18 protein-coding genes are annotated in these 19,137 nt (G+C 47.6%); 4 read left to right on the top strand and 14 right to left on the bottom strand.

Translation table 11 applies throughout. The features are described 5' to 3' along the window. Window positions 1-96 precede the first annotated feature (96 nt). From purD to K4H25_RS16700, 11 genes are all read right to left on the bottom strand, one after another. Window positions 97-1,371: a phosphoribosylamine--glycine ligase gene (gene purD, locus K4H25_RS16650; RefSeq protein ID WP_221021455.1), complete on the bottom strand. Its 1,275-nt coding sequence runs from the start codon at window positions 1,369-1,371 to the stop codon at window positions 97-99. 23 nt (window positions 1,372-1,394) lie between these two features. Next, on the bottom strand, window positions 1,395-1,946 hold the full coding sequence (gene pagP / locus K4H25_RS16655; RefSeq protein WP_221021456.1) for a lipid IV(A) palmitoyltransferase PagP: 552 nt from the start codon (window positions 1,944-1,946) through the stop codon (window positions 1,395-1,397). 143 nt (window positions 1,947-2,089) lie between these two features. Continuing rightward, window positions 2,090-3,652, bottom strand: a complete 1,563-nt coding sequence (purH, locus tag K4H25_RS16660) for a bifunctional phosphoribosylaminoimidazolecarboxamide formyltransferase/IMP cyclohydrolase (RefSeq protein ID WP_173534596.1) — start codon at window positions 3,650-3,652, stop codon at window positions 2,090-2,092. A gap of 46 nt (window positions 3,653-3,698) precedes the next feature. Beyond that, window positions 3,699-3,938 carry a helix-turn-helix domain-containing protein gene (locus K4H25_RS16665; RefSeq protein WP_173532493.1) on the bottom strand — a complete coding sequence of 80 codons (240 nt, stop codon included), beginning with the start codon at window positions 3,936-3,938 and terminating at the stop codon, window positions 3,699-3,701. A gap of 54 nt (window positions 3,939-3,992) precedes the next feature. Then, window positions 3,993-5,006, bottom strand: coding sequence for a tRNA dihydrouridine synthase DusB (gene dusB, locus K4H25_RS16670; protein ID WP_221021457.1), 1,014 nt, complete (start codon window positions 5,004-5,006; stop codon window positions 3,993-3,995). Window positions 5,007-5,120: 114 nt separating this feature from the next. Next, window positions 5,121-5,750, bottom strand: a complete 630-nt coding sequence (locus K4H25_RS16675) for a glutathione S-transferase family protein (protein ID WP_221021458.1) — start codon at window positions 5,748-5,750, stop codon at window positions 5,121-5,123. A 101-nt stretch (window positions 5,751-5,851) separates the two neighbouring features. After that, the gene (locus tag K4H25_RS16680; protein WP_221021459.1) at window positions 5,852-6,826 is read right to left on the bottom strand and encodes a sensor histidine kinase; all 975 of its coding nucleotides are present in this window, start codon (window positions 6,824-6,826) and stop codon (window positions 5,852-5,854) included. A gap of 2 nt (window positions 6,827-6,828) precedes the next feature. Then, complete coding sequence (locus tag K4H25_RS16685) at window positions 6,829-7,482, bottom strand: hypothetical protein (RefSeq protein WP_221021460.1); 654 nt, start codon at window positions 7,480-7,482, stop codon at window positions 6,829-6,831. Between the two features lie 490 nt (window positions 7,483-7,972). Beyond that, window positions 7,973-8,476, bottom strand: coding sequence for a tellurite resistance TerB family protein (locus tag K4H25_RS16690; RefSeq protein WP_221021461.1), 504 nt, complete (start codon window positions 8,474-8,476; stop codon window positions 7,973-7,975). A 280-nt stretch (window positions 8,477-8,756) separates the two neighbouring features. Next, on the bottom strand, window positions 8,757-9,848 hold the full coding sequence (locus tag K4H25_RS16695) for a mechanosensitive ion channel family protein (RefSeq protein WP_255587817.1): 1,092 nt from the start codon (window positions 9,846-9,848) through the stop codon (window positions 8,757-8,759). Window positions 9,849-10,078: 230 nt separating this feature from the next. Beyond that, window positions 10,079-10,987, bottom strand: coding sequence for a PD-(D/E)XK nuclease family protein (locus tag K4H25_RS16700; RefSeq protein WP_221021462.1), 909 nt, complete (start codon window positions 10,985-10,987; stop codon window positions 10,079-10,081). 466 nt (window positions 10,988-11,453) lie between these two features. On the opposite strand from K4H25_RS16700, the gene K4H25_RS16705 reads away from it, so the two are divergent. From K4H25_RS16705 to K4H25_RS16715, 3 genes are all read left to right on the top strand, one after another. Next, window positions 11,454-11,930, top strand: a complete 477-nt coding sequence (locus K4H25_RS16705) for an MEKHLA domain-containing protein (protein ID WP_221021463.1) — start codon at window positions 11,454-11,456, stop codon at window positions 11,928-11,930. A gap of 202 nt (window positions 11,931-12,132) precedes the next feature. Continuing rightward, window positions 12,133-13,893, top strand: a complete 1,761-nt coding sequence (locus K4H25_RS16710; protein WP_221021464.1) for a glycoside hydrolase family 19 protein — start codon at window positions 12,133-12,135, stop codon at window positions 13,891-13,893. 892 nt (window positions 13,894-14,785) lie between these two features. Next, entirely contained in the window at window positions 14,786-15,451 is a 666-nt protein-coding gene (locus K4H25_RS16715) for an FRG domain-containing protein (RefSeq protein WP_221021465.1), read from the top strand. Here the strand turns inward: K4H25_RS16715 and K4H25_RS16720 are convergent. Continuing rightward, window positions 15,411-16,343 carry an IS5 family transposase gene (locus tag K4H25_RS16720; RefSeq protein WP_221020333.1) on the bottom strand — a complete coding sequence of 311 codons (933 nt, stop codon included), beginning with the start codon at window positions 16,341-16,343 and terminating at the stop codon, window positions 15,411-15,413. The two genes, K4H25_RS16715 and K4H25_RS16720, sit on opposite strands and share 41 nt — an antisense overlap. Before the next feature lie 235 nt (window positions 16,344-16,578). Between K4H25_RS16720 and K4H25_RS16725 the strand changes: the two genes are divergently transcribed. Then, on the top strand, window positions 16,579-17,085 hold the full coding sequence (locus tag K4H25_RS16725) for a YfbU family protein (RefSeq protein WP_221021466.1): 507 nt from the start codon (window positions 16,579-16,581) through the stop codon (window positions 17,083-17,085). Window positions 17,086-17,139: 54 nt separating this feature from the next. Here K4H25_RS16725 and gatB read toward each other — a convergent pair whose 3' ends face one another. After that, window positions 17,140-18,567, bottom strand: a complete 1,428-nt coding sequence (gene gatB / locus K4H25_RS16730; RefSeq protein WP_221021467.1) for an Asp-tRNA(Asn)/Glu-tRNA(Gln) amidotransferase subunit GatB — start codon at window positions 18,565-18,567, stop codon at window positions 17,140-17,142. A gap of 3 nt (window positions 18,568-18,570) precedes the next feature. Continuing rightward, window positions 18,571-19,134, bottom strand: a complete 564-nt coding sequence (locus K4H25_RS16735) for a Uma2 family endonuclease (RefSeq protein WP_221021468.1) — start codon at window positions 19,132-19,134, stop codon at window positions 18,571-18,573. Between the last annotated feature and the right edge of the window lie 3 nt (window positions 19,135-19,137).

Here is a 19,137-nt window from a genome sequence, read left to right on the forward strand (position 1 = left end):
CGCGAATAACGCCGATTTATTTAAGTCACAAGCAGCATTTTATAGCGTAAAAAAAGCGGCCAAGGCCGCTTTTTACTTTGTATTGATCACAATACTTTATTTACGATTAATCGCTCGCCAAGCAATATCATTACGATATTGCGCGCCATCAAAATGAATATCGGCCAAAATTTCATACGCGCGTTTTTGCGCCATTTTGTAGTTTTCACCAAATGCGGTAACGCACAACACACGGCCGCCACTGGTGATTGGCTCGCCAGCTTCGTTCAGCGTAGTACCGGCATGGAACACATGACCGTCTTCTAAATCACTTGGCAAACCGGTAATCACATCGCCTTTGCGCGGGGTTTCTGGGTAATTAGCTGCGGCCATCACCACACCCAAAGCGACCCGACGATCCCATTCGCATTCAACTTGATCCAACGTGCCATTCACACCGTGTTCACACAAAGTCACAAAGTCTGACTTCAAGCGCAGCATAATCGGCTGCGTTTCCGGATCACCAAAGCGGCAGTTAAATTCCAGTGTTTTGAGTGAACCATCAGGGCTCACCATCAAACCGGCGTACAAAAACCCAGTGTATTCGATACCGTCTTTGGCCATGCCTTGCACCGTTGGCAAAATCACCTCACGCATCGCGCGTGCGTTGATTTCTGGGGTAACGACCGGTGCTGGGCTATACGCGCCCATGCCGCCAGTGTTCGGGCCTAGATCGCCGTCAAGCAAACGCTTATGGTCTTGGCTGGAGGCCATCGCCAAGACGTTTTTACCATCGACCATCACGATAAAACTGGCTTCTTCACCGGTGAGAAATTCTTCAACCACCACGCGAGCACCGGCGTCGCCAAATTGATTGTCTGACAACATCGCATCAACAGCGGCGTGGGCCTCAAGCAAATCCATCGCAACCACGACGCCTTTACCTGCCGCTAAGCCATCAGCCTTAATCACAATCGGCGCGCCTTTAGCGTCGATATAGGCATGCGCTGCTGCGGCATCGGCAAAAGTTTGGTAATCGGCAGTTGGAATGCCATGGCGCTGCATAAAGGCTTTAGCAAAATCTTTAGATGATTCCAGCTGAGCACCCGCTTGGCTTGGGCCAAAAATCTTAAGCCCAGCCAAACGAAATGCATCCACAATCCCTTGCGACAACGGCGCTTCTGGGCCAACGACGGTCAGCTGGATGTTTTCAGCTTTGGCAAATTCAATCAATTCTGGAATAGCGGTGATTGCGACATTGGTGAGATTTTTTTCGAGTGCAGTCCCTGCATTGCCTGGCGCGACAAATACTTTAGTCGAGCGCTCAGATTGGGCTAATTTCCAAGCTAATGCATGTTCACGGCCACCTGAGCCAATGACGAGGATATTCATTTCTTTCTTACTCCAAGCGCTGATTAGTAATCAAAGCGGGAAAATAAAAACAACACATTGCCATTATTACTACCACCTGGAATATAAGTCGCATACAGATTGACTTTGTCATATTTCAGAGCAACTAAAGGCAAAGCAAAAGGCAACGGGACATAACTGCCGATATCACTGCGCGAGAACAAACCCGCAGTCAAACCTGCACCCGCTTTAAGTGGTCCTAAGACATTCCAGTACCACATATAGGCATAACCAATATGGGTTTCTGGCTTGCTATGCGAATCAGAAAACATCATCGCATAAATCATTTCTTCATTATTATTGGGTAAAGCACGATAAAGGCTGAGGCCACCGCCATACGCCAGTTCGTTATAGTTATCGATTTTATCTCGATCATAGGTGCTGCGATTATGCCAAGCGTAGCCAGAGAGTAATAATCCAGTTTCGCCTTCATTCCAAATGCCACTAATATTGCTGCAGGCTTTATCAAACAGCCACCAATCGGCACAGTCTGCTGCTGATACATTGGCCGCTAACAATAGCCCGATACACATTGCCCATATTTTTTTAAATGTCATTGTTTTAATAATTCGTATAGTTAGAAATGTATTCATCTTCCCGTGAAATACGAACTCTATTGGCTCGCTAATTGGTTTTTATTATTAGTATTTTTATATCTATCACCTCGGCAACGCCTGAGCACTGCCGAGGTCGTACTTAATTAATGACGGAAGTGGCGAATGCCAGTCATTACCATCGCAATGCCGTGCTCATCGGCTGCAGCAATCACTTCTTCATCACGCAAGCTACCGCCCGGTTGAATAATCGCCGACACACCGTTTTCGGCAATCACATCCACGCCATCACGGAACGGGAAGAAAGCGTCTGACGCTGCGACCGAACCACGTAATTCCAACCCAGCGTTACGCGCTTTAATCGCGGCAATTTTAGTTGAATCCACACGGCTCATTTGGCCAGCGCCAACGCCCAGAGTTTGGCCGCCTTTGCAGAACACAATCGCGTTTGATTTAACAAACTTGGCCACATTCCACGCGAACAACAAATCTTTCAATTGTTCTGGCGTCGGTTGCAACTTAGTCACGACTTTCAAATCGGCCAACATCAAGGCATGCACATCGGGCGTTTGCACCAACAAGCCACCGCCAACACGCTTCAAATCAAAACGGTTTTCACCGCTTTCAATGGCGATTTCCAATACACGAACGTTTTGTTTTTTGGCGATCAAAGCCAATGCTTCTGCTGTGTACGATGGTGCAATCAATACTTCCAAGAATTGCGTAGACACCGCTTCAATCGTATCGGCATCAACGGTTTTATTGAAAGCAATAATGCCACCGAAGGCACTGGTGGTATCGGTCGCTAAGGCTAGGCGATATGCGCTATAGCTGTCTTTACCCACGGCAACGCCACAAGGGTTGGCGTGTTTAACAATCACGCAAGCTGGCTCGGCAAATTGCTTCACGCATTCCCACGCGGCATCCGAATCGGCGATATTGTTGTACGACAATTCTTTACCTTGGTACTGCTTGTAATTGGCCAAGCTGCCTGCTGCTGGGTCCAAATCACGGTAAAACGCCGCTGATTGGTGTGGATTTTCGCCGTAACGCATGTCTTGCACTTTTTCAAACTGCAAGTTTAAACGCGTTGGGTAAATCGCTTTTTCACCGTCGCTGGTTAAAGCGGTGAGGTAATTTGAAATCGCGCCGTCATACGCTGCGGTATGGCTAAAGGCTTTTTTCGCCAAGTTTTTGCGCGTTGCCAAAGCCAATGCGCCGCCATTGGCTTGCATTTCTTCGATCAATAAATCGTAGTCAGCGGCATCGGTCACAATCGCCACGTGCGCGTGGTTTTTGGCTGCCGAGCGCACCATGGCTGGGCCGCCGATGTCGATGTTTTCGATGGCGTCTTCATAGCTGCAATCGGGCTTGGCAATCGTCGCTTCAAACGGATACAGATTCACACAAACTAAATCAATATTACCAATGCCATGCTCGCCCATGGTGGCTACATGCGCGTCTAAATCACGACGGCCTAAAATGCCACCGTGGATTTTTGGATGCAAGGTCTTCACGCGGCCATCGAGCATTTCAGGAAAGCCGGTGTAATCGGCAACTTCAATCACGGGTAGACCGTGATCGGCAAATAATTTAGCAGTGCCACCAGTCGAAAGAATCTCGACACCTTGCTGATGCAAGGCTTGGGCAAATGCTAACACACCAGTTTTATCCGATACGCTGATCAAGGCACGGGTAATTTTGCTCATCATGCTTCCTCTGTTTGAATTGAAACTAGACCCCACAGGGGTCGATTTATAACAAATCGTAGGCTTGTAATTTTTTACGCAGGGTATTGCGATTAATGCCGAGCATTTCTGAAGCGCGCGATTGATTACCCTCAACGCGCTGCAGCACGTTCACCAAGAGCGGCTTTTCCATGCGAGCCAAAACCATTTCATACAATGCACTCGGCGGCTCACCATCTAGGTCATTAAAATACTGCGCGAGCGATTCATTAATTGCCGTTGCAATCAAGTCGGTGGGGGTAGTCATTCAATCTCCCGATTTTTCGGTGTTCGTTATTGTCTTCATCACACAGCTGTTACGCTATTCTGATTCGTTCGCTGTGTTGCGGTATTGCAGTCGCTCGCCAAAATTGAGCAAGCTTTTTAAGTAGGTATCGACCGCTAGCGCTTGTCCAGCGGTTGTTTCCTCGGCATACATCGTTTGCCTAAATTCATTACTGCCATGCAAACCCTTGGTATACCAAGCAATATGCTTACGCGCGATTCGGCAACCGGAATATTCGCCATAAAACGCATACAAATCATCCAAATGCCCGAGCAATACGCCATGAATTTCTAGCACTTCGGGCGGCGGCAAGGTTTCACCAGTCGCCAAAAAATGCGCAATTTCACGGAATAACCAAGGTCGGCCTTGTGCCGCACGGCCGATCATAATGGCATCGGCACCGGTTTCTTTCAGTACCAAAGCGGCTTTGGCCGGACTATCAATATCGCCATTGGCAATCACCGGAATCGAGATTGATTCTTTGACTGCACGAATCAATCCATATCTGGCCTGCCCTTGATACATATCTTCCCGCGTACGGCCATGAATCGCCAATGCGGCAATCCCGGCGTTCTCGGCCAACTGAGCAACGCGCAAAATGTTTTCGGCGCCATTGGCAAAACCCAAGCGCGTTTTGAGTGTTACAGGAACGTCAACGGCATTGACTACGGCATCCAAAATATCGCCAACCAATTGCTCGTTTTGCAATAAAGCCGAACCGGCCAACTTATTGCAAACCTTCTTAACTGGGCAGCCCATATTGATATCCACAATCTGCGCGCCATTGGCGACTTGAAATCGCGCCGCTTCGGCCAGCATTTTGGGATCTGATCCGGCAATCTGCGCCGAAATCGGCGCCAGTTCACCGTCAAAATTTGCGCGCAGCAAAGACTTTTGACTTGAACGCAAAGCCACATCGCTAGTCATCATTTCTGAGACCGCATGCCCTGCTCCAAACTGCTTACACAGCTGACGAAAAGGACGATCAGTCACTCCCGCCATGGGCGCAACGATCAGATTATTTTTTAACTGATACGGGCCAATCTGCATGGCATATAAATCATTCAAGGGGAAGGCGCGGATTCTACATCGTGCCTAAAAAATAGGCAACAAAAAGCGGCAAAAAGCCGCTGTTTTTGCTGCTGATTACCACTTAAAATCCAGCTATACCGCAACACTTGACTCGGCACATGCATCGGCCATCCATTCTTGCATTGCGGGCAAGGCCAACACGGCATTCATGTATAGATCTAACGGCGCAGGCACCGCAATGCCGTAAGTTACAAAGCGAGTGACCACCGGCGCAAAAAACGCATCCACCCAAGAAAAATGCCCAAATAAAAATTCGCCATATCCCGCAAAACGCGAGCGGCAGTCATGCCAAATCGCCAATACCCGATCAATATCCGCCTGCAATGCGGGGGTCATGACTACAGGGTGTTTCTGCCGAATATCCATCGGGCAAATGCTACGTAATGCCGAAAATCCAGCATGCATTTCAGCACAAACCGATCGCGCATAAGCGCGCGTCACGATGTCTTGTGGCCACAATTGTGCCGCCGGATAACGTTCGGCCAAATACTCAGCAATGGCTAAAGAATCCCAAATATGGATATCGCCATCAATTAGCACCGGCACTTTAGCGCTAGGCGAAAACTGCAAACGCTCAGCCCAGGCATTGGGCGCGTACAAATCATGCGCCACTTCGTCAAATTTTATCCCAGCGACTTTCATCCCCAACCACGGCCGCAACGACCATGAAGAGTAATTTTTATTGCCAATCACCAATTGCATACTTAACTCCATCAGCCATAAATAAAGCCCAAATGAAGTCAATCATTCAGGCTCTGCCATCAATAACAGCAACACCCACGCTTACCGCCAGCAAAGCTGGCTTAAGTAAGATCGACCGATTTTCCCTCAACTGGAATTTTTATTTGAAAACACGTGCCTTGCCCAAGCACCGAGGTACAACGAATCGAGCCTCCAAGTTTTTGCGTTACCAAATTAAAAACAATCGGCAAGCCTAAACCAATCCCGCCTTGATTACGCTTGGTGGTATAAAACGGGTCAAAAATTTTGAGCTGCTCGAGCTCTTCCATACCCTTGCCATTGTCTTGCACGCTAATTTGATACCAATTATCAATTTTCGCGACAACGATATCCACTTGCCCATTCGCCCCCGGATCAAAAGCATGAATCAAGGCATTTTTAAGTAACTGCCTTAATACTTTAATTAACACCCCAGGGTAACACAGGCAAATCCACTGCTCATCGCAATGCAAATCAATATTAATTTTATTTTGATTGTACTGATTACTCAATACGATTTCATCAACCATATACCTAATGTCTTTTTTTAAATCAATAGAAGAAAAAACATCAACATCTTGGTCTACTGCAACTTCTTTAAAATTATTAATAATTCCTGCAATTCGATGTAGATTTTTTAGTGACAATTTAATACTTTGATCAAACCTCTCTAAGTAATTTTCTAGCGATTTTTTCTTTAATGACTGATCAGAAACCATTTTGCTTAATTCATTGTTTTCTTCTTCCATATAGCTGGTAGCGGTAATACAAATCCCAACCGGCGTGTTAATTTCATGCGCCACGCCAACGACCAAAGCACCTAAGGAAGCCATTTTTTCGGTTTCAATCAGATTTTTTTGCGCCTTAGCCATCAAATCAAAAGCATGTGTTAGCTCTTGGTTTTTCTCAATAATAATGTCAGTTTGCTCGGTAACCTCTCTCTGTAGGTCAGAAATAAATTGTGCTGACAGCCGCGCCCTTAATTTAAAATTAAATATCAAGCTAATGATTAAGCCGATAAAGCTCAACACAGAAAAAGCAATCATTAAATTATTCATAGTCACTGCATAGGCAACACTGCTGTTATTTCTTGTTTCTTGCAAATGATAAAATTGATTAATCCCCCCATGATTTGGCTTTTAGCTTGTAAATAAGCCTCGCTATACAACTGGCTTACCGCCGCTGGCGTTACATAATTGCCAGCTACTTTGGGTTTATTTTGCGCCACCAATTTAAATACAGTTCTTTCTAAGTCAGCTAATTGATCCGAGCTCGCTTGTGCCGAGCGCAATTGCTGCAATTCTTGCTCAGTAAAACCATTTTTATCCAATAAATTATGCAAACTAATGGTTTGGCCATTGGCAAACGGCGGCTGCCCCTGCTGGGGCATTAAGAAATCCCAATACACGCGATGGTAATTTTCTGGTCTAGGCTGCTTGCCATTGCGAATATCTAAAATTTGATTATAAAACTGCAAGAACTTGGGATTACCCGTGGCTGCATAAGCCCGGGCCATCAATGTCAGCTGGTCTGAGCTCAGGCGCATTTGCTCAGCTAATAAAAATGATTGATAACGCCGATCGCTCGCCTCTTGCCGTTCAGCCAAAGTAAAATAGCTAAGATAAACAAAAACCGCCGCCAGCAGCGCGCATATCAACGCCAACATCGCGGACCAATCTAATTGATTAAACTGTTGCTTTGTCTCTTGCCTCATCCTGTGACTCCAGCAAACTCCATGATGACTACGCCGCAGCGCGATAACGCCCCAATACCTACCAAACCCGCCGGTAAAAAACGAGATAAATAACTGCCTTGCCTATCTCAGCTCGATGAGTGCTGAATTCAGTATCATGCATTTACAGTCATTTTGCTGACTCATTTAACAAGCAAACACAATGAAAACACAAGAATTTTGCAAGCAAAATACTTAATCAAAACACAGTCAGCACGCTTTACGATGTCGATCACTTCAGCAATCACTTCATCAATCCATTCCCAATCGAGCTGCAAAGCCAAACCATAACAACAGGGTATTTCATCCCAGCACTACGTCATCATGCCAGCGCGATCAATACCCTTCATACGCGCAAAGGCAATATCTAAGCTTTGCGCTCAACATCATCTTTCCTTGTGCTCAGCAAGACGAAGACATAAAAAAACCGCCGTAAACGGCGGTTTTTAACATCCTGACAACAGTCCAAAGCTTAATTCAATTGCACGGTATAACCGGCTTGGTTGCTTGGGTGATCTTTATTCACAAATACAGCGCGATCATTTTTCACCATTAACACTTGGAAGAACGGTTTGAAACGCTCATCGCTCACACCAAATGCCGCTTGAATCTTGGCAAACAAGGCTTGTTCTTCTGGCTCGGCTTCGCCATCAGAGAATGCTGAATCGAGCAGATTCATCAAAATGCACATTTTTTGCGCATCGGTTAACACCGGTGTCGCTTCGGCCAAGAAAGTATCAATCGAATTTTTTTGGCGATACGCCAAAGCACGATCGAGCAACTGTTTATTTTGCGCGCCAACACCGATCGCACCGCTGCTTGATTTTTGGCCGCCCAATACTGACAACAAATGGCCGACTTCTTCGTTATCCATCTCGCCATCAGCCGACATCATGTATAAAAGGCCAGTCGCAAAAGCGAAATGTGGACTCATCGTCGTGCTGGTGTCGCTCTTGAACATATCAAACAAACCCATCTCAATTCCCCTTTTTATAAATCAATCAAATGAGTACTACGATCTAGTCAATTCAGACCTTGCTCCGCGCAATGAGTTCCACATCGGCAGCAATCTATTTAACAATATGCATTGGGTATTGAGATGCAGTGATTAAATCTACTGCGCCAGCGGCCAATACGTCGACAATCTCAACGAGTGATTTGCCGCCGCATATAAAAAAACCGCTCCAATTGAATCGAGCGGCTTGGGCTGTGTTGGATGAAATCAGTGCTGCGCACGCTCCACCCAACAGGGCTACTTAAGCTTCTGGTGGTTCTGGTGGTTCTGGAATATGTAGAGTACGCGTTGGAAAGGCAATCTGCGCGTGGTGCTGCTCAATAATGGCCGCAATTTGCAATAACACATCTTGTTTCACCGCATGAAAACGCACCCAGTCGGTGGTTTTGGTAAAGGTGTACAACATAATATCCAGCGATGACGCGGCAAATTGATTGAAATTAACGATGGTGGTTTGCGTCGAATCAATTTCGGGATGAGCGTGTAGCATTTCTTTAATCTGGCTGACAATGCTATGCACTTGGGCAATATCGTCATACCGCAGACCGATGGTTTCGCGAATACGCCGATGCGTCATACGCGAAGGGTTTTCGACCACGATGGAAGTAAAAATCGCATTCGGTACGTAAATCGGATTTTTATTAAAGCCGCGAATTCGCGTATGCCGCCAAGAAATTTTTTCTACCGTGCCTTCAATCTGCTTATCGGGTGAGCGTATCCATTCACCCACGCTAAATGGTCGATCCAAATAAATCGTCAAGCCACCAAAAAAATTGGCCAGCAAATCTTTGGCGGCAAAACCCACCGCCAAACCACCAATCCCACCCGCAGCAAGCACCCCAGAGACACTAAAACCGAGCGTCTGCAAAATGCTGAGTGCGGTGGCAATAACGACGATTAACCGCCCCAATTTGGATAAGGCATCCACCGTCGTAGAATCGACACTTTCGCCGCGCTCATAGCGATCACTCAAAAAGCTTTGGCTGGTCAAAGCAATCAAGCGAAATAAAAACCAAGCCAAGCACAGCGTCACCCCAACACTGCGTAATGGCGACGTTAAACCGACGATATTGACATGCAAATACTGTGGAATCAGCGTCAAAATATAGCTAATCCCCAGCACCCAAACCAAACTACGCAAAGCCGGCCGGGCTGCATGCACCAATACATCATCCCAGCGGGTATTTGATTTTTGCGCCAGCCGCGTCACTTGACGCAGTGCAAAAGCCAGCAAGGCATTCACCGCCACAATCACCAAAATGGCTAAGAGCACGCGATGAACTTCGGGCGTGTCAAACAACAGCGTTTTAAGTTGAGTAAGCCAAGAGTCCACCGGCGGTTTCCTTATACAGTCAATTTAAATCAAGCGCCGCGGCATGCTTAGCGGCAAAGGAGCGTACTTTGGCATTGCACACCAGCCATGTCTGCGCCAAATTACCGCGCTCGCCCAATCAATATAAGGGATGATTGGCAAGTCACCACCCACCCCAAACCGCCTTGCGGACTGCATCGCCAGAATCAATCTGGCGGTTTTCTGTTGTTGTTCAAATTGTTGGCAAGCAATTAACTGACTGAAGAATGCAATTTAAACAGCATTTTTCCTATCGTACGGGTATTAAAATCGGGATGTTTAATGGGTAAATTTTGTTCATCGATATATTGGCCCATAATCCGGCGTGCCACTTCTTTATCGCCAGTTTGAACATTAAACACTTGGATTTGCGTACTGTCTCGCTGCACCACGCGATACTGACTACCATCTTTTAACTCGATCAGCAGCTCAGCCTGAATCTCACCGATATCTTCTCCCACCCGCGAGCCCTGCCCAGCAACGGGTGAAAATGCGCCGATTGCATGGCGAATAAAAGCTTTTAGCGTATGCCGCATATATTCATTAATTGGATTAATTTCACCGCTGGCCTCGGCCAATAGCACTTGGCGCAGCAAAGCGACCAGACTAGCTTGCGTAGCTGAATGCCAATATAACCAAGCTTTATGATGCTCAGGGTTTAAATCCGTCAGATTGTCATACTCGGCAACCAGCGCACTGGTTTTGGATTCTGGCGTTAGAAATACCACCATCAACTTCTGAATCGTTGGATCATCTTGCAAAATGGCTTGGTAATAATCGCGCAGCTGCTTGGGATTAGCTGCACCGACTTTAATCTTATTCTCGATAATAATTCGGTATGGCACGCTATCAGCCTTACCCAATAGAGTGAGCTCAATATCAATGTCTTTTCTCGCGCCATCAAGCTGATAAGCCACCTCAAGCTCGGTACTCGAATTAATAAATTGGCAGCTCAAGATCTCAGCAAAATGCTCGGCACCGAGTTGCTCGAGAAAAACGCGTACAAAAGCATCCCCTAAACCGTGGTCTTCCGAACTATCTAATAAATACCCCAGCATTGCCGACATACTTGGCTCATGTAATCGCGCTTTGCCTTGACTTAAAACTTGAAAAATATTCATTTAAAATTAATCCACAATTCAATCAAAAGAAAAAACCACTGTAGCTACCAAGCTGCCGTATCAGTTTACCAAGGGTATATGAATGCAGCATATATCTGGGCTTTATTTCTGGTCAATACCCATAGAAAATAGGCAATGCTCAGATTTTGTGTTGATGCTGTGCCGCGCTCGTTGAGCTGGGGCTTAAAAGCCCGTCCAAGCGCACCGAGTGAGGAGGGAGACAAACGGTTTTATCGTTTGGCTCACGACAATCGAGGGCACAGCGGAGCTGGGCGCGCACGGGTCGCCTTCTTTTGCTTACTTTTCTTGGCGAAGCAAGAAAAGTGAGTCCCCGTCGCGGACTGCGACTGTAAAACAATGTGCCGTAGGCACTTAAAATCATCAACACGTAATCTGAACAAAGCCAAAAAAATATGCCGTGAAAATAATTTACAATAAGCCGCATATTCATCCACCGGATTTTCTCGTGTCTTCACTTGCACTCATCCAACTGCTGCTAAGCAGCTATCGCCAATTGCTTGGGCATGATTTGGTGCCAGCCACCGACTCCTTAATCGATGCCGCGGCGTGGCTGCAGCATGAGGCGCCGTTTTGTGTGCTCGCGCATGATGCTAGCGACGACCCACGATTTATTTTTGCCAACGACAGCGCCCACCGCTGTTTTGACTACCCCGATGGCCAATTACTGGGGCTGCCATCACGGCTATCTGCCGCTGCACCTGATCAAGAAGAGCGCGAACAATTACTTAGCGCGGTGCGTGAACACGGTTACGCCTGCGGCTACCGCGGGCTGCGGATCGCCAAAACCGGACGGCGTTTTTGGATTGAAGACGTTACCGTATGGAATCTGATCGACGAGATGGGCGTGCGCCATGGTCAAGCGGCAACTTACCGCCGATGGTGCGATGCAAGCGATTCAACCCCCAGCAGCGCAGCCACGTAGCAACGCCCAAGCAATCACAAGATTCGCCACAATGACCGACTTAAAGCGGCGTTTGATGCTCGCTCGCTTTGACGACGCCGTCATAAAGAGTATGCTTACAACTCATAAAACAATACCAATAAGGTATGACGTCTGAGATGTGTCTGGGAAGCATATCAAGGCCAATTTGGACAGGCGAATCCCACTATGGATGGAGAGGATAATGAATAAAAAAATCAAACTCGCCGCACTGCTGGCTGCGCTATTTTTAAGCACCAGTGTGATGGCAGCCGATTGGGACAGCAAAGCCGTGTATACCGCAGGTGCCAGCGTCACCTATCAAGGTAAAAACTGGAAAGCCAAATGGTGGACTACCGGCGAAATACCCGGAGGCACGCAATGGGGACCTTGGGCAGTCGAAAGTAATCCATTACCAACAGCAAGCCCCACAGTAATACCAACTGCGACACCAACGACTAGCCCAACGGCAAAACCCACTGCAACACCAACCGCAATACCAACAGCCACCCCAACGGTAAAACCGACTGCGACCCCCACAGCAACACCGACAGCAACCCCAACAGTAAAACCAACTGCGACACCAACAGCAACGCCGACTGCAGCACCAACCGCAACACCAACCGCCACACCAACGGCGAGCCCAACACCGGGTGGCAATACTTGCGCGCCGGTGTGGAATCCGGATGAAATTTATCGTCCGAACTTAGGGCTAGTGATTCGCAGTGCCTATGGCAAAAACTACCAAGCCAATTATTACTCGAGCAATATCGAGCCTAGCGCCAACTCAGCTGTCGGCGGCGCATGGAAAGCACTTGGCGCGTGTACTGGCCCAAGCACACCGCGTGCCTCTGGCCCAGAAACCTTAGCCGAAGCGCAAGCGCACGAAACCGCAGCGATCAGCACGCCGTATATGCAAATGATCCGCGCCTCGGTCGCTACGCTCGACAATAAATTGGTTGAGCAAGTCACGCCGGGCAATCAAAGCAATCCAGCCAACGTTAAACGGGTGGAAGGCATTGTGTCGCAGCAGCAATGGAATTACTTCTTCCCAGAAGCCAATCCGGGCTACACCTACACCAACTTTTTGCGCGGCGTAGCGAAATTCCCAAGCTTCTGCGCCGACTACACCGATGGCCGCAATGCGGATCAAATTTGCCGCCGCGTTGTTGCCGCCTTTTTTGCCCATGTGGTGCAAGAAACCGGTAATCACAGCGCATCAAGCCCTAATCCAAAATGGCGCCAAGGCTTAACCGCGCTGCGTGAAGGTGGTGACGGCAAAGGCTCAGAAGCGTATTCATCCGGTTGTGGTGATGTGAACTGGCAAAAGCAGTTTGACGGCACCCTCGCTTGTGGCAAAAACCCAGATGGCACGTGGATTTCTTACTACGGCCGTGGCGCGCATCAAATCTCTTACATCTTCAACTACGCCCCACTGTCGTTGGCGATTTATGGCGACCGCGCCGTGCTACGCGACAACCCCGACCTCGTGGCATCAACATGGTTGAATATGGCCTCGGCGCTGTACTTCTTTGTGACGCCACAGCCACCTAAACCATCGGTATTGCATACGCTGGATGGCACTTGGGTACCGAACGCAGTCGATATCGCCGGCGGCTTGGGTAACGACTTCCCAACCACCAGCCAGATTATCAATGGCGAATGTATGTCCAATCCAATCAAACCAACGGCACAGGCGCGCAATAATTTCTACGTCGAATTTGCCCGCGAATTGAATTTGGACATCTCCAAAGAGTCAATGAAATGTACCGATATGAAAGCCTTTAGCGGTGGCAGCTCAGCCGCAGTGGCGATCTATTGGAATAAATCGGAAGAAACCGCCGACAACCCAGCGCCAATCAAATACCAATGTCGCCTCACCAGCGAGCAATCGGGCTTCTCGGCGCTGATCGACAATCAATACACGCAATGTGTTGAAGCCAAATGGTCAGTCAAATTGAAATAAACCCGCAGCGCTAACCCGCCGCCAAGCAACAAAAAGCCACGATATTCGTGGCTTTTTTATTCCCATCAGCCCAAAAACCTACGCGGTGCAGCCGTACAGGGCGGCGTTCTTGCACATGAAGTCGCGCTCATGCCGCGCGGCACCTACCTTTCTTTGCTTCGCCAAAGAAAGGTAGGCGAAAGAAAGTCGCCCCGAGCGCGCCCAGCTCCGCTGTGCCCTCGATTGTCGCGAGCCAAACGATAAAACTGTCTGTCTCGCTCCGCACTCGGTGCGCTTAGACGGGATCTCAAGCCCCAGACCCACGATCAAGAATATATTTAGATGTATTGCCAGAAAAGCATTGTAATTCAAAGGCTATAAGCAAATACATCCTTAGGGTGTATTCGACGCGAAGCGGCAATACACCAAGCGATATTCATGCGGCGTAATGCCTTCGGCAATTACACCCTCCTCGCTCGCATAAACAAGAGGTATTTAAATCCAGACCTTATATCGCAATGTTTAGCTGGCAATACATATACATACCTGCTTGATCGTTGGTCTGGGGCTGCTAATCCCCTGTATCCAGCCGAGTGAGGAACAAGCGGGGCGGGGTTTTTGCGCTCATTGTTTGAGGCCGCAGGCCGAGTTTTGAGCGCAACCGCCTCGATTGTCCGCAGCGAGGGCACCGACGAAGTCGGCGCAGATACCGGGGGCTGCTTTGGGGTGAAGGGGGCTTTGCAGAAGCAAAGTCCCTTTCCCGTCCGCGCGGCGGAACGCGCACCAAAAAACACGCGGCGCAGCCGCATAAAGCTAATTAATACGGTAACGAATAAAAATCGTAGACGTAAAAACCCACAAAGCTTACAATAAATTTAATTAAAATCTAATAAATAATTACTTGGACAATAGAATGTCAACTTGGAATGATTTTCTTACCGAAGTGCGAAAAGCAGAAAAAGAGCTCGGCTCTCCAGCTGAACCGTGGTATCGCGGGCATACGAATAAAGATTGGGAACTAATTCCAAGTTTGCCACGCCAAACTTCTTGGGAAGAAAAAGAAAAAAGCCTATTTTTTGAATTTACACGTACAGCATCAAGACTGTTCGAAAAAAGGACAAATGATTGGGAAACTCTATTTGATATGCAGCATCACTGGATCCCTACACGGTTGCTTGACTGGTCAACTGTAATGGGGGTAGCCATTGCATTTATTCTCCACGGAGATTACACAGATACAGAGGATAGTGCTCTTTTCATATTGAATCCACTATCATTAAATAGGTTAAGTGGCCGTACTGATGTCATAAATATCCCAGAAGACAAAACATTTGATTACAAAACTATTTATTGGGAAAAACGCCCCGTACAAATTGAAAAGCCATTAGCAATAAAACCCAGCCAACAAATTAGCGATCGAATTAGAGCTCAACAAGGTGTTTTTACCATATTTGGAACAGAAGATGCGTCATTTGAGACTGCAGGGCTTTGTTGCACAAATCAACTAGAGGGTAAGTCACCCCTAACCCCAGACGGATTTATCCCACTCTTACCGTCATTGGCGTACCCAGTTGCGTGAAGCGATTTAAGATCGCTGCACGCACTTGCAACTCAGCCACCTGACGATCAAAGTCCCGCGCCATCACTCGTTCACCCAATAGTTTGAAGCATTGCATTTTGGTTTCTACCAAGCTACGTCGATGATACCCAGACCATTTTTTCCAGATGGCCCTACCCAAGTATTTGGTCGCCCGTAAGATGTCATTCCGCGCTCTCGCTCCGGCCGTATTTTCTTTCCGAAATTGTGCATTTTTCCGTGTAGGAATAATCGCTGCCGCACCTCTTGCCGCAATGGCATTGTGGCATTCTTTGGTGTCGTAAGCGCCATCACCGTAAATCGCCGCAATCTGTTCAGACTCGGGAATCTGATTCATCAATTCCGGCAAAATGGGCGCATCACCTGTTTTGTTATCGGTGACCTCGATGGCACGAATTTCAAGGGTTTCGGCATCAATGCCGAGGTGAACTTTACGCCACTGCCTACGATATTCAGCGCCGTGTTTTTTGGTTTTCCATTCACCTTCACCGAGCATTTTGATGCCTGTGCTATCGACGAGTAAATGCAGTCCACCCTGACTTTGACGGGCCGGAATCGTGACTTTCAGCGTTTTTTGTCGACGAGAGATCGTGCTCGAATCAGGAACGTTCCAATCTAAGTTGGCGAGCCGAAGTAGGCTTTCAACCATGCCGGTTGCTTGGCGCAATGCGAGGCCAAACAGGCATTTGATGGTGAGGCAGAATTGAATGGCAGCATCGCTAAAAGTGGGGTTTCGTCCGCGCTTGCCAGTGGGCTCAGCAGCCCATTTCAGCGCTGGATCAAGCCAAATCATTAATGCGCCACGCGATTTCAAAGCTGCGTGATAGCTTGGCCAGTTGGTGGTTTTGTATTTGTGGGGTGCTGGTTTGCTCATATCGCTATTCTATATCGCTATTCTACCAGCAGCATTGCGCCGCTGATTTGTGCAACAAAGCCAGACTGCAGCCTCAGCCTGCTACCGAAAAATAATACTTCCAGCATCGGCTAAAGCAGAAGCTCGTGAATTTTTAAAATGGGCAAATTTAGATGAATACACAATCTATCCAGATATAGTTGGTATGGCACACCACATAAAGCGAAAAATTCTCTAAATAGAAGGAGAGATAATCTTGGAAATCAGTAAAAAAGACCGATTAATCCTAATTAATCAATACAGAATTCTTGCCAAACTAGACAATGAGGATGCTGAATTTTACAACGAAGCAATTGACATCCTAGAAAATGGGTATGCTATATTTTACAATCAAATAATCGGCGGAATTTCTGATGAGATGTCAGAAATAGATGGTAAATTTGTACTTAACATACTTGATTTGTATCGAGCAATCGAAGACTTAAAACGAACAACAAAAGATCATGAACTAATAAATCACAGATACTCAATTTTCCCTGGATTCGACGGGAACAATGAAACAGAGCACATGAGTTTTTGTCGCTTCCTAATACAAAAACAAAACAAATTCATTGAACAACAACAGTACATGGTAAAAAATGACAATTTAAATAGTCATATACCGATGATTGATAAATACACCCGAATGCTTGAAAAATCTAAAGAGCTAAATAATATTTGGCAAATAAACGTTGAACAAGCTCTGAATATTTTGAGCGCATAATTTTATTACTCATAAATAAAGCGGCCATTTGGCCGCTTTATTATTTGAGGATTATCACCCCACCTTCTTCTTCAACAACTCCAACGCCATCGCTGGATTGGCCTTGCCGCCGGAGCCTTTCATTACCTGCCCGACTAAGGCATTGAGTGCCTTCTCTTTACCGCTGCGATATTCTTCAATCGCTTTTGGGTTGGCTGCCAGCACGGTATCGACAATCGCTTCAATCGCGCCGGTGTCGGATTCTTGCTTCAGACCATCGCGCTCGATAATGGTGTCGGCTGAATCGCCTGATTCCCACATCTTCTTCAGCACGTCTTTGGCGGTTTTGTTGTTGATGGTGTTGTCCGAGATACGAGCAATCAACGCACCCAAAGCCGTTGCCGAAATTGGGCAATCAGCAAACACTTTATCTTCGCGGTTCAGCGTGGCCGAGATGTCGCCCATGATCCAGTTGGCGGCGAGTTTGGCATCGGCGCCAGCAGCAACGGTGGCTTCAAAGTAAGCGGCCAGTATCTTGCTGGTGGTCAACATCCGCGAATCGTAGGCGGAAATACCGTACTGCTCGATAAAGCGCGCTTGCATTGCCACTGGCAATTCTGGCAATTCGCTGCGTACGCGTTCAATCCATTCCTCACTAATCACCAGCGGTGGCAAATCTGGATCTGGGAAGTAGCGGTAATCGTGCGCGTCCTCTTTACTGCGCATCATGCGCGTTTCGCCCTTATCGGGATCGAACAGCACCGTGCCTTGCACCACGCGGCCACCGTCTTCGATGGTTTCGATTTGCCAGCGGATTTCGTAATCAATCGCTTGCTGCAAGAATTTAAACGAGTTCAGATTCTTGATTTCGCGGCGAGTGCCTAGCTCAACTTGGCCGGCTGGGCGTACCGAAACGTTAGCATCAACACGGAATGAGCCTTCCGACATATTGCCGTCGCAAATGCCGATCCATGTCACCAACTCGTACAATGCTTTGGCATACGCCACGGCTTCGGCACTGGAGCGCATTTCTGGTTCAGAGACGATTTCGAGCAATGGTGTACCGGCGCGATTTAAGTCGATGCCGGTCATGCCTTGGTAGTCTTCGTGCAGCGATTTGCCGGCATCTTCTTCTAAATGGGCGCGAGTGAGGTTGATTTTGCGTTCTTCATCGCCAACTTGAATGGTGATCACGCCACCTTCAACCACCGGCAAATCCATTTGGCTAATTTGATAGCCTTTTGGCAAATCAGGGTAAAAGTAGTTTTTACGATCAAACACTGATCTGCGTTTGACGTTGGCACCAATGGCCAGACCAAACTGAATCGCGCGCTCAACGGCGGCACGGTTCATCACTGGCAAAGCGCCCGGCAGTGCAATATCCACCACCGCCGTTTGCGTATTAGGCGCAGCGCCAAATGCCGTGCTGGCCGGTGAGAAAATTTTCGATTTTGTGGTGAGCTGAGTGTGAACCTCTAGCCCGATTACGACTTCCCATTTCATGGTTTATTCCTCTATGCCCGTGTCGTCGTACAGTTCAGTCAACGACACAGAAAAATCAATACTGGCTAGGCGTACAGTTTCATCGTTGGTATAGGCATGAAAGATCCAGTCACCTTGATCCGCACGGCGATACACCCGAACGCTCTTCATTTCCGAATCAATCAGCACATATTCTTGTAATGATTCAAGCTGGCGATAAACTGTAAATTTTTTACCCTGATCGTAGTTACTCGTCGACGCAGACAAGACTTCGACGACGACCTTAGCTGAATTAACCGTCGAACTCGATTTAGCAGTTTCAGCACAATGCACCAATAAATCGGGGTAAAAATAGCAATCGGCACTTTCAATCTGCAGGCGAACATCATTAATGAACGCTCGGCAAGGTGAGCCTTGTAAATGCGCCATCAAGCGAACGAGCAAATTCATCGCCAAAATATTGTGCGTCAATGTGCCCCCCGTCATGGCATAAACGAGACCGTCATAATATTCATGCCGTTCCTGCCGCGATTCTTCTTCAGCCAAGTACTGCTCAGGTGAAACCAAATCACTTTGCGTTAGTGCCATGCC

The organism is Deefgea piscis, from assembly GCF_019665785.1.
Classification (GTDB): Bacteria; Pseudomonadota; Gammaproteobacteria; order Burkholderiales; family Chitinibacteraceae; genus Deefgea.

Excerpts from the sequence above, each read along its gene's own strand:
- gatB (WP_221021467.1), bottom strand. The coding sequence starts at position 18,567 with ATGAAATGGGAAGTCGTAATCGGGCTAGAGGTTCACACTCAGCTCACC.
- K4H25_RS16675 (WP_221021458.1), bottom strand. The coding sequence starts at position 5,750 with ATGCAATTGGTGATTGGCAATAAAAATTACTCTTCATGGTCGTTGCGG.
- K4H25_RS16710 (WP_221021464.1), top strand. The coding sequence starts at position 12,133 with ATGAATAAAAAAATCAAACTCGCCGCACTGCTGGCTGCGCTATTTTTA.
- purH (WP_173534596.1), bottom strand. The coding sequence starts at position 3,652 with ATGAGCAAAATTACCCGTGCCTTGATCAGCGTATCGGATAAAACTGGT.
- K4H25_RS16680 (WP_221021459.1), bottom strand. The coding sequence starts at position 6,826 with ATGAATAATTTAATGATTGCTTTTTCTGTGTTGAGCTTTATCGGCTTA.
- K4H25_RS16685 (WP_221021460.1), bottom strand. The coding sequence starts at position 7,482 with ATGAGGCAAGAGACAAAGCAACAGTTTAATCAATTAGATTGGTCCGCG.
- K4H25_RS16665 (WP_173532493.1), bottom strand. The coding sequence starts at position 3,938 with ATGACTACCCCCACCGACTTGATTGCAACGGCAATTAATGAATCGCTC.
- dusB (WP_221021457.1), bottom strand. The coding sequence starts at position 5,006 with ATGCAGATTGGCCCGTATCAGTTAAAAAATAATCTGATCGTTGCGCCC.
- K4H25_RS16715 (WP_221021465.1), top strand. The coding sequence starts at position 14,786 with ATGTCAACTTGGAATGATTTTCTTACCGAAGTGCGAAAAGCAGAAAAA.
- K4H25_RS16690 (WP_221021461.1), bottom strand. The coding sequence starts at position 8,476 with ATGGGTTTGTTTGATATGTTCAAGAGCGACACCAGCACGACGATGAGT.
- K4H25_RS16735 (WP_221021468.1), bottom strand. The coding sequence starts at position 19,134 with ATGGCACTAACGCAAAGTGATTTGGTTTCACCTGAGCAGTACTTGGCT.
- purD (WP_221021455.1), bottom strand. The coding sequence starts at position 1,371 with ATGAATATCCTCGTCATTGGCTCAGGTGGCCGTGAACATGCATTAGCT.
- K4H25_RS16700 (WP_221021462.1), bottom strand. The coding sequence starts at position 10,987 with ATGAATATTTTTCAAGTTTTAAGTCAAGGCAAAGCGCGATTACATGAG.
- K4H25_RS16720 (WP_221020333.1), bottom strand. The coding sequence starts at position 16,343 with ATGAGCAAACCAGCACCCCACAAATACAAAACCACCAACTGGCCAAGC.
- pagP (WP_221021456.1), bottom strand. The coding sequence starts at position 1,946 with ATGACATTTAAAAAAATATGGGCAATGTGTATCGGGCTATTGTTAGCG.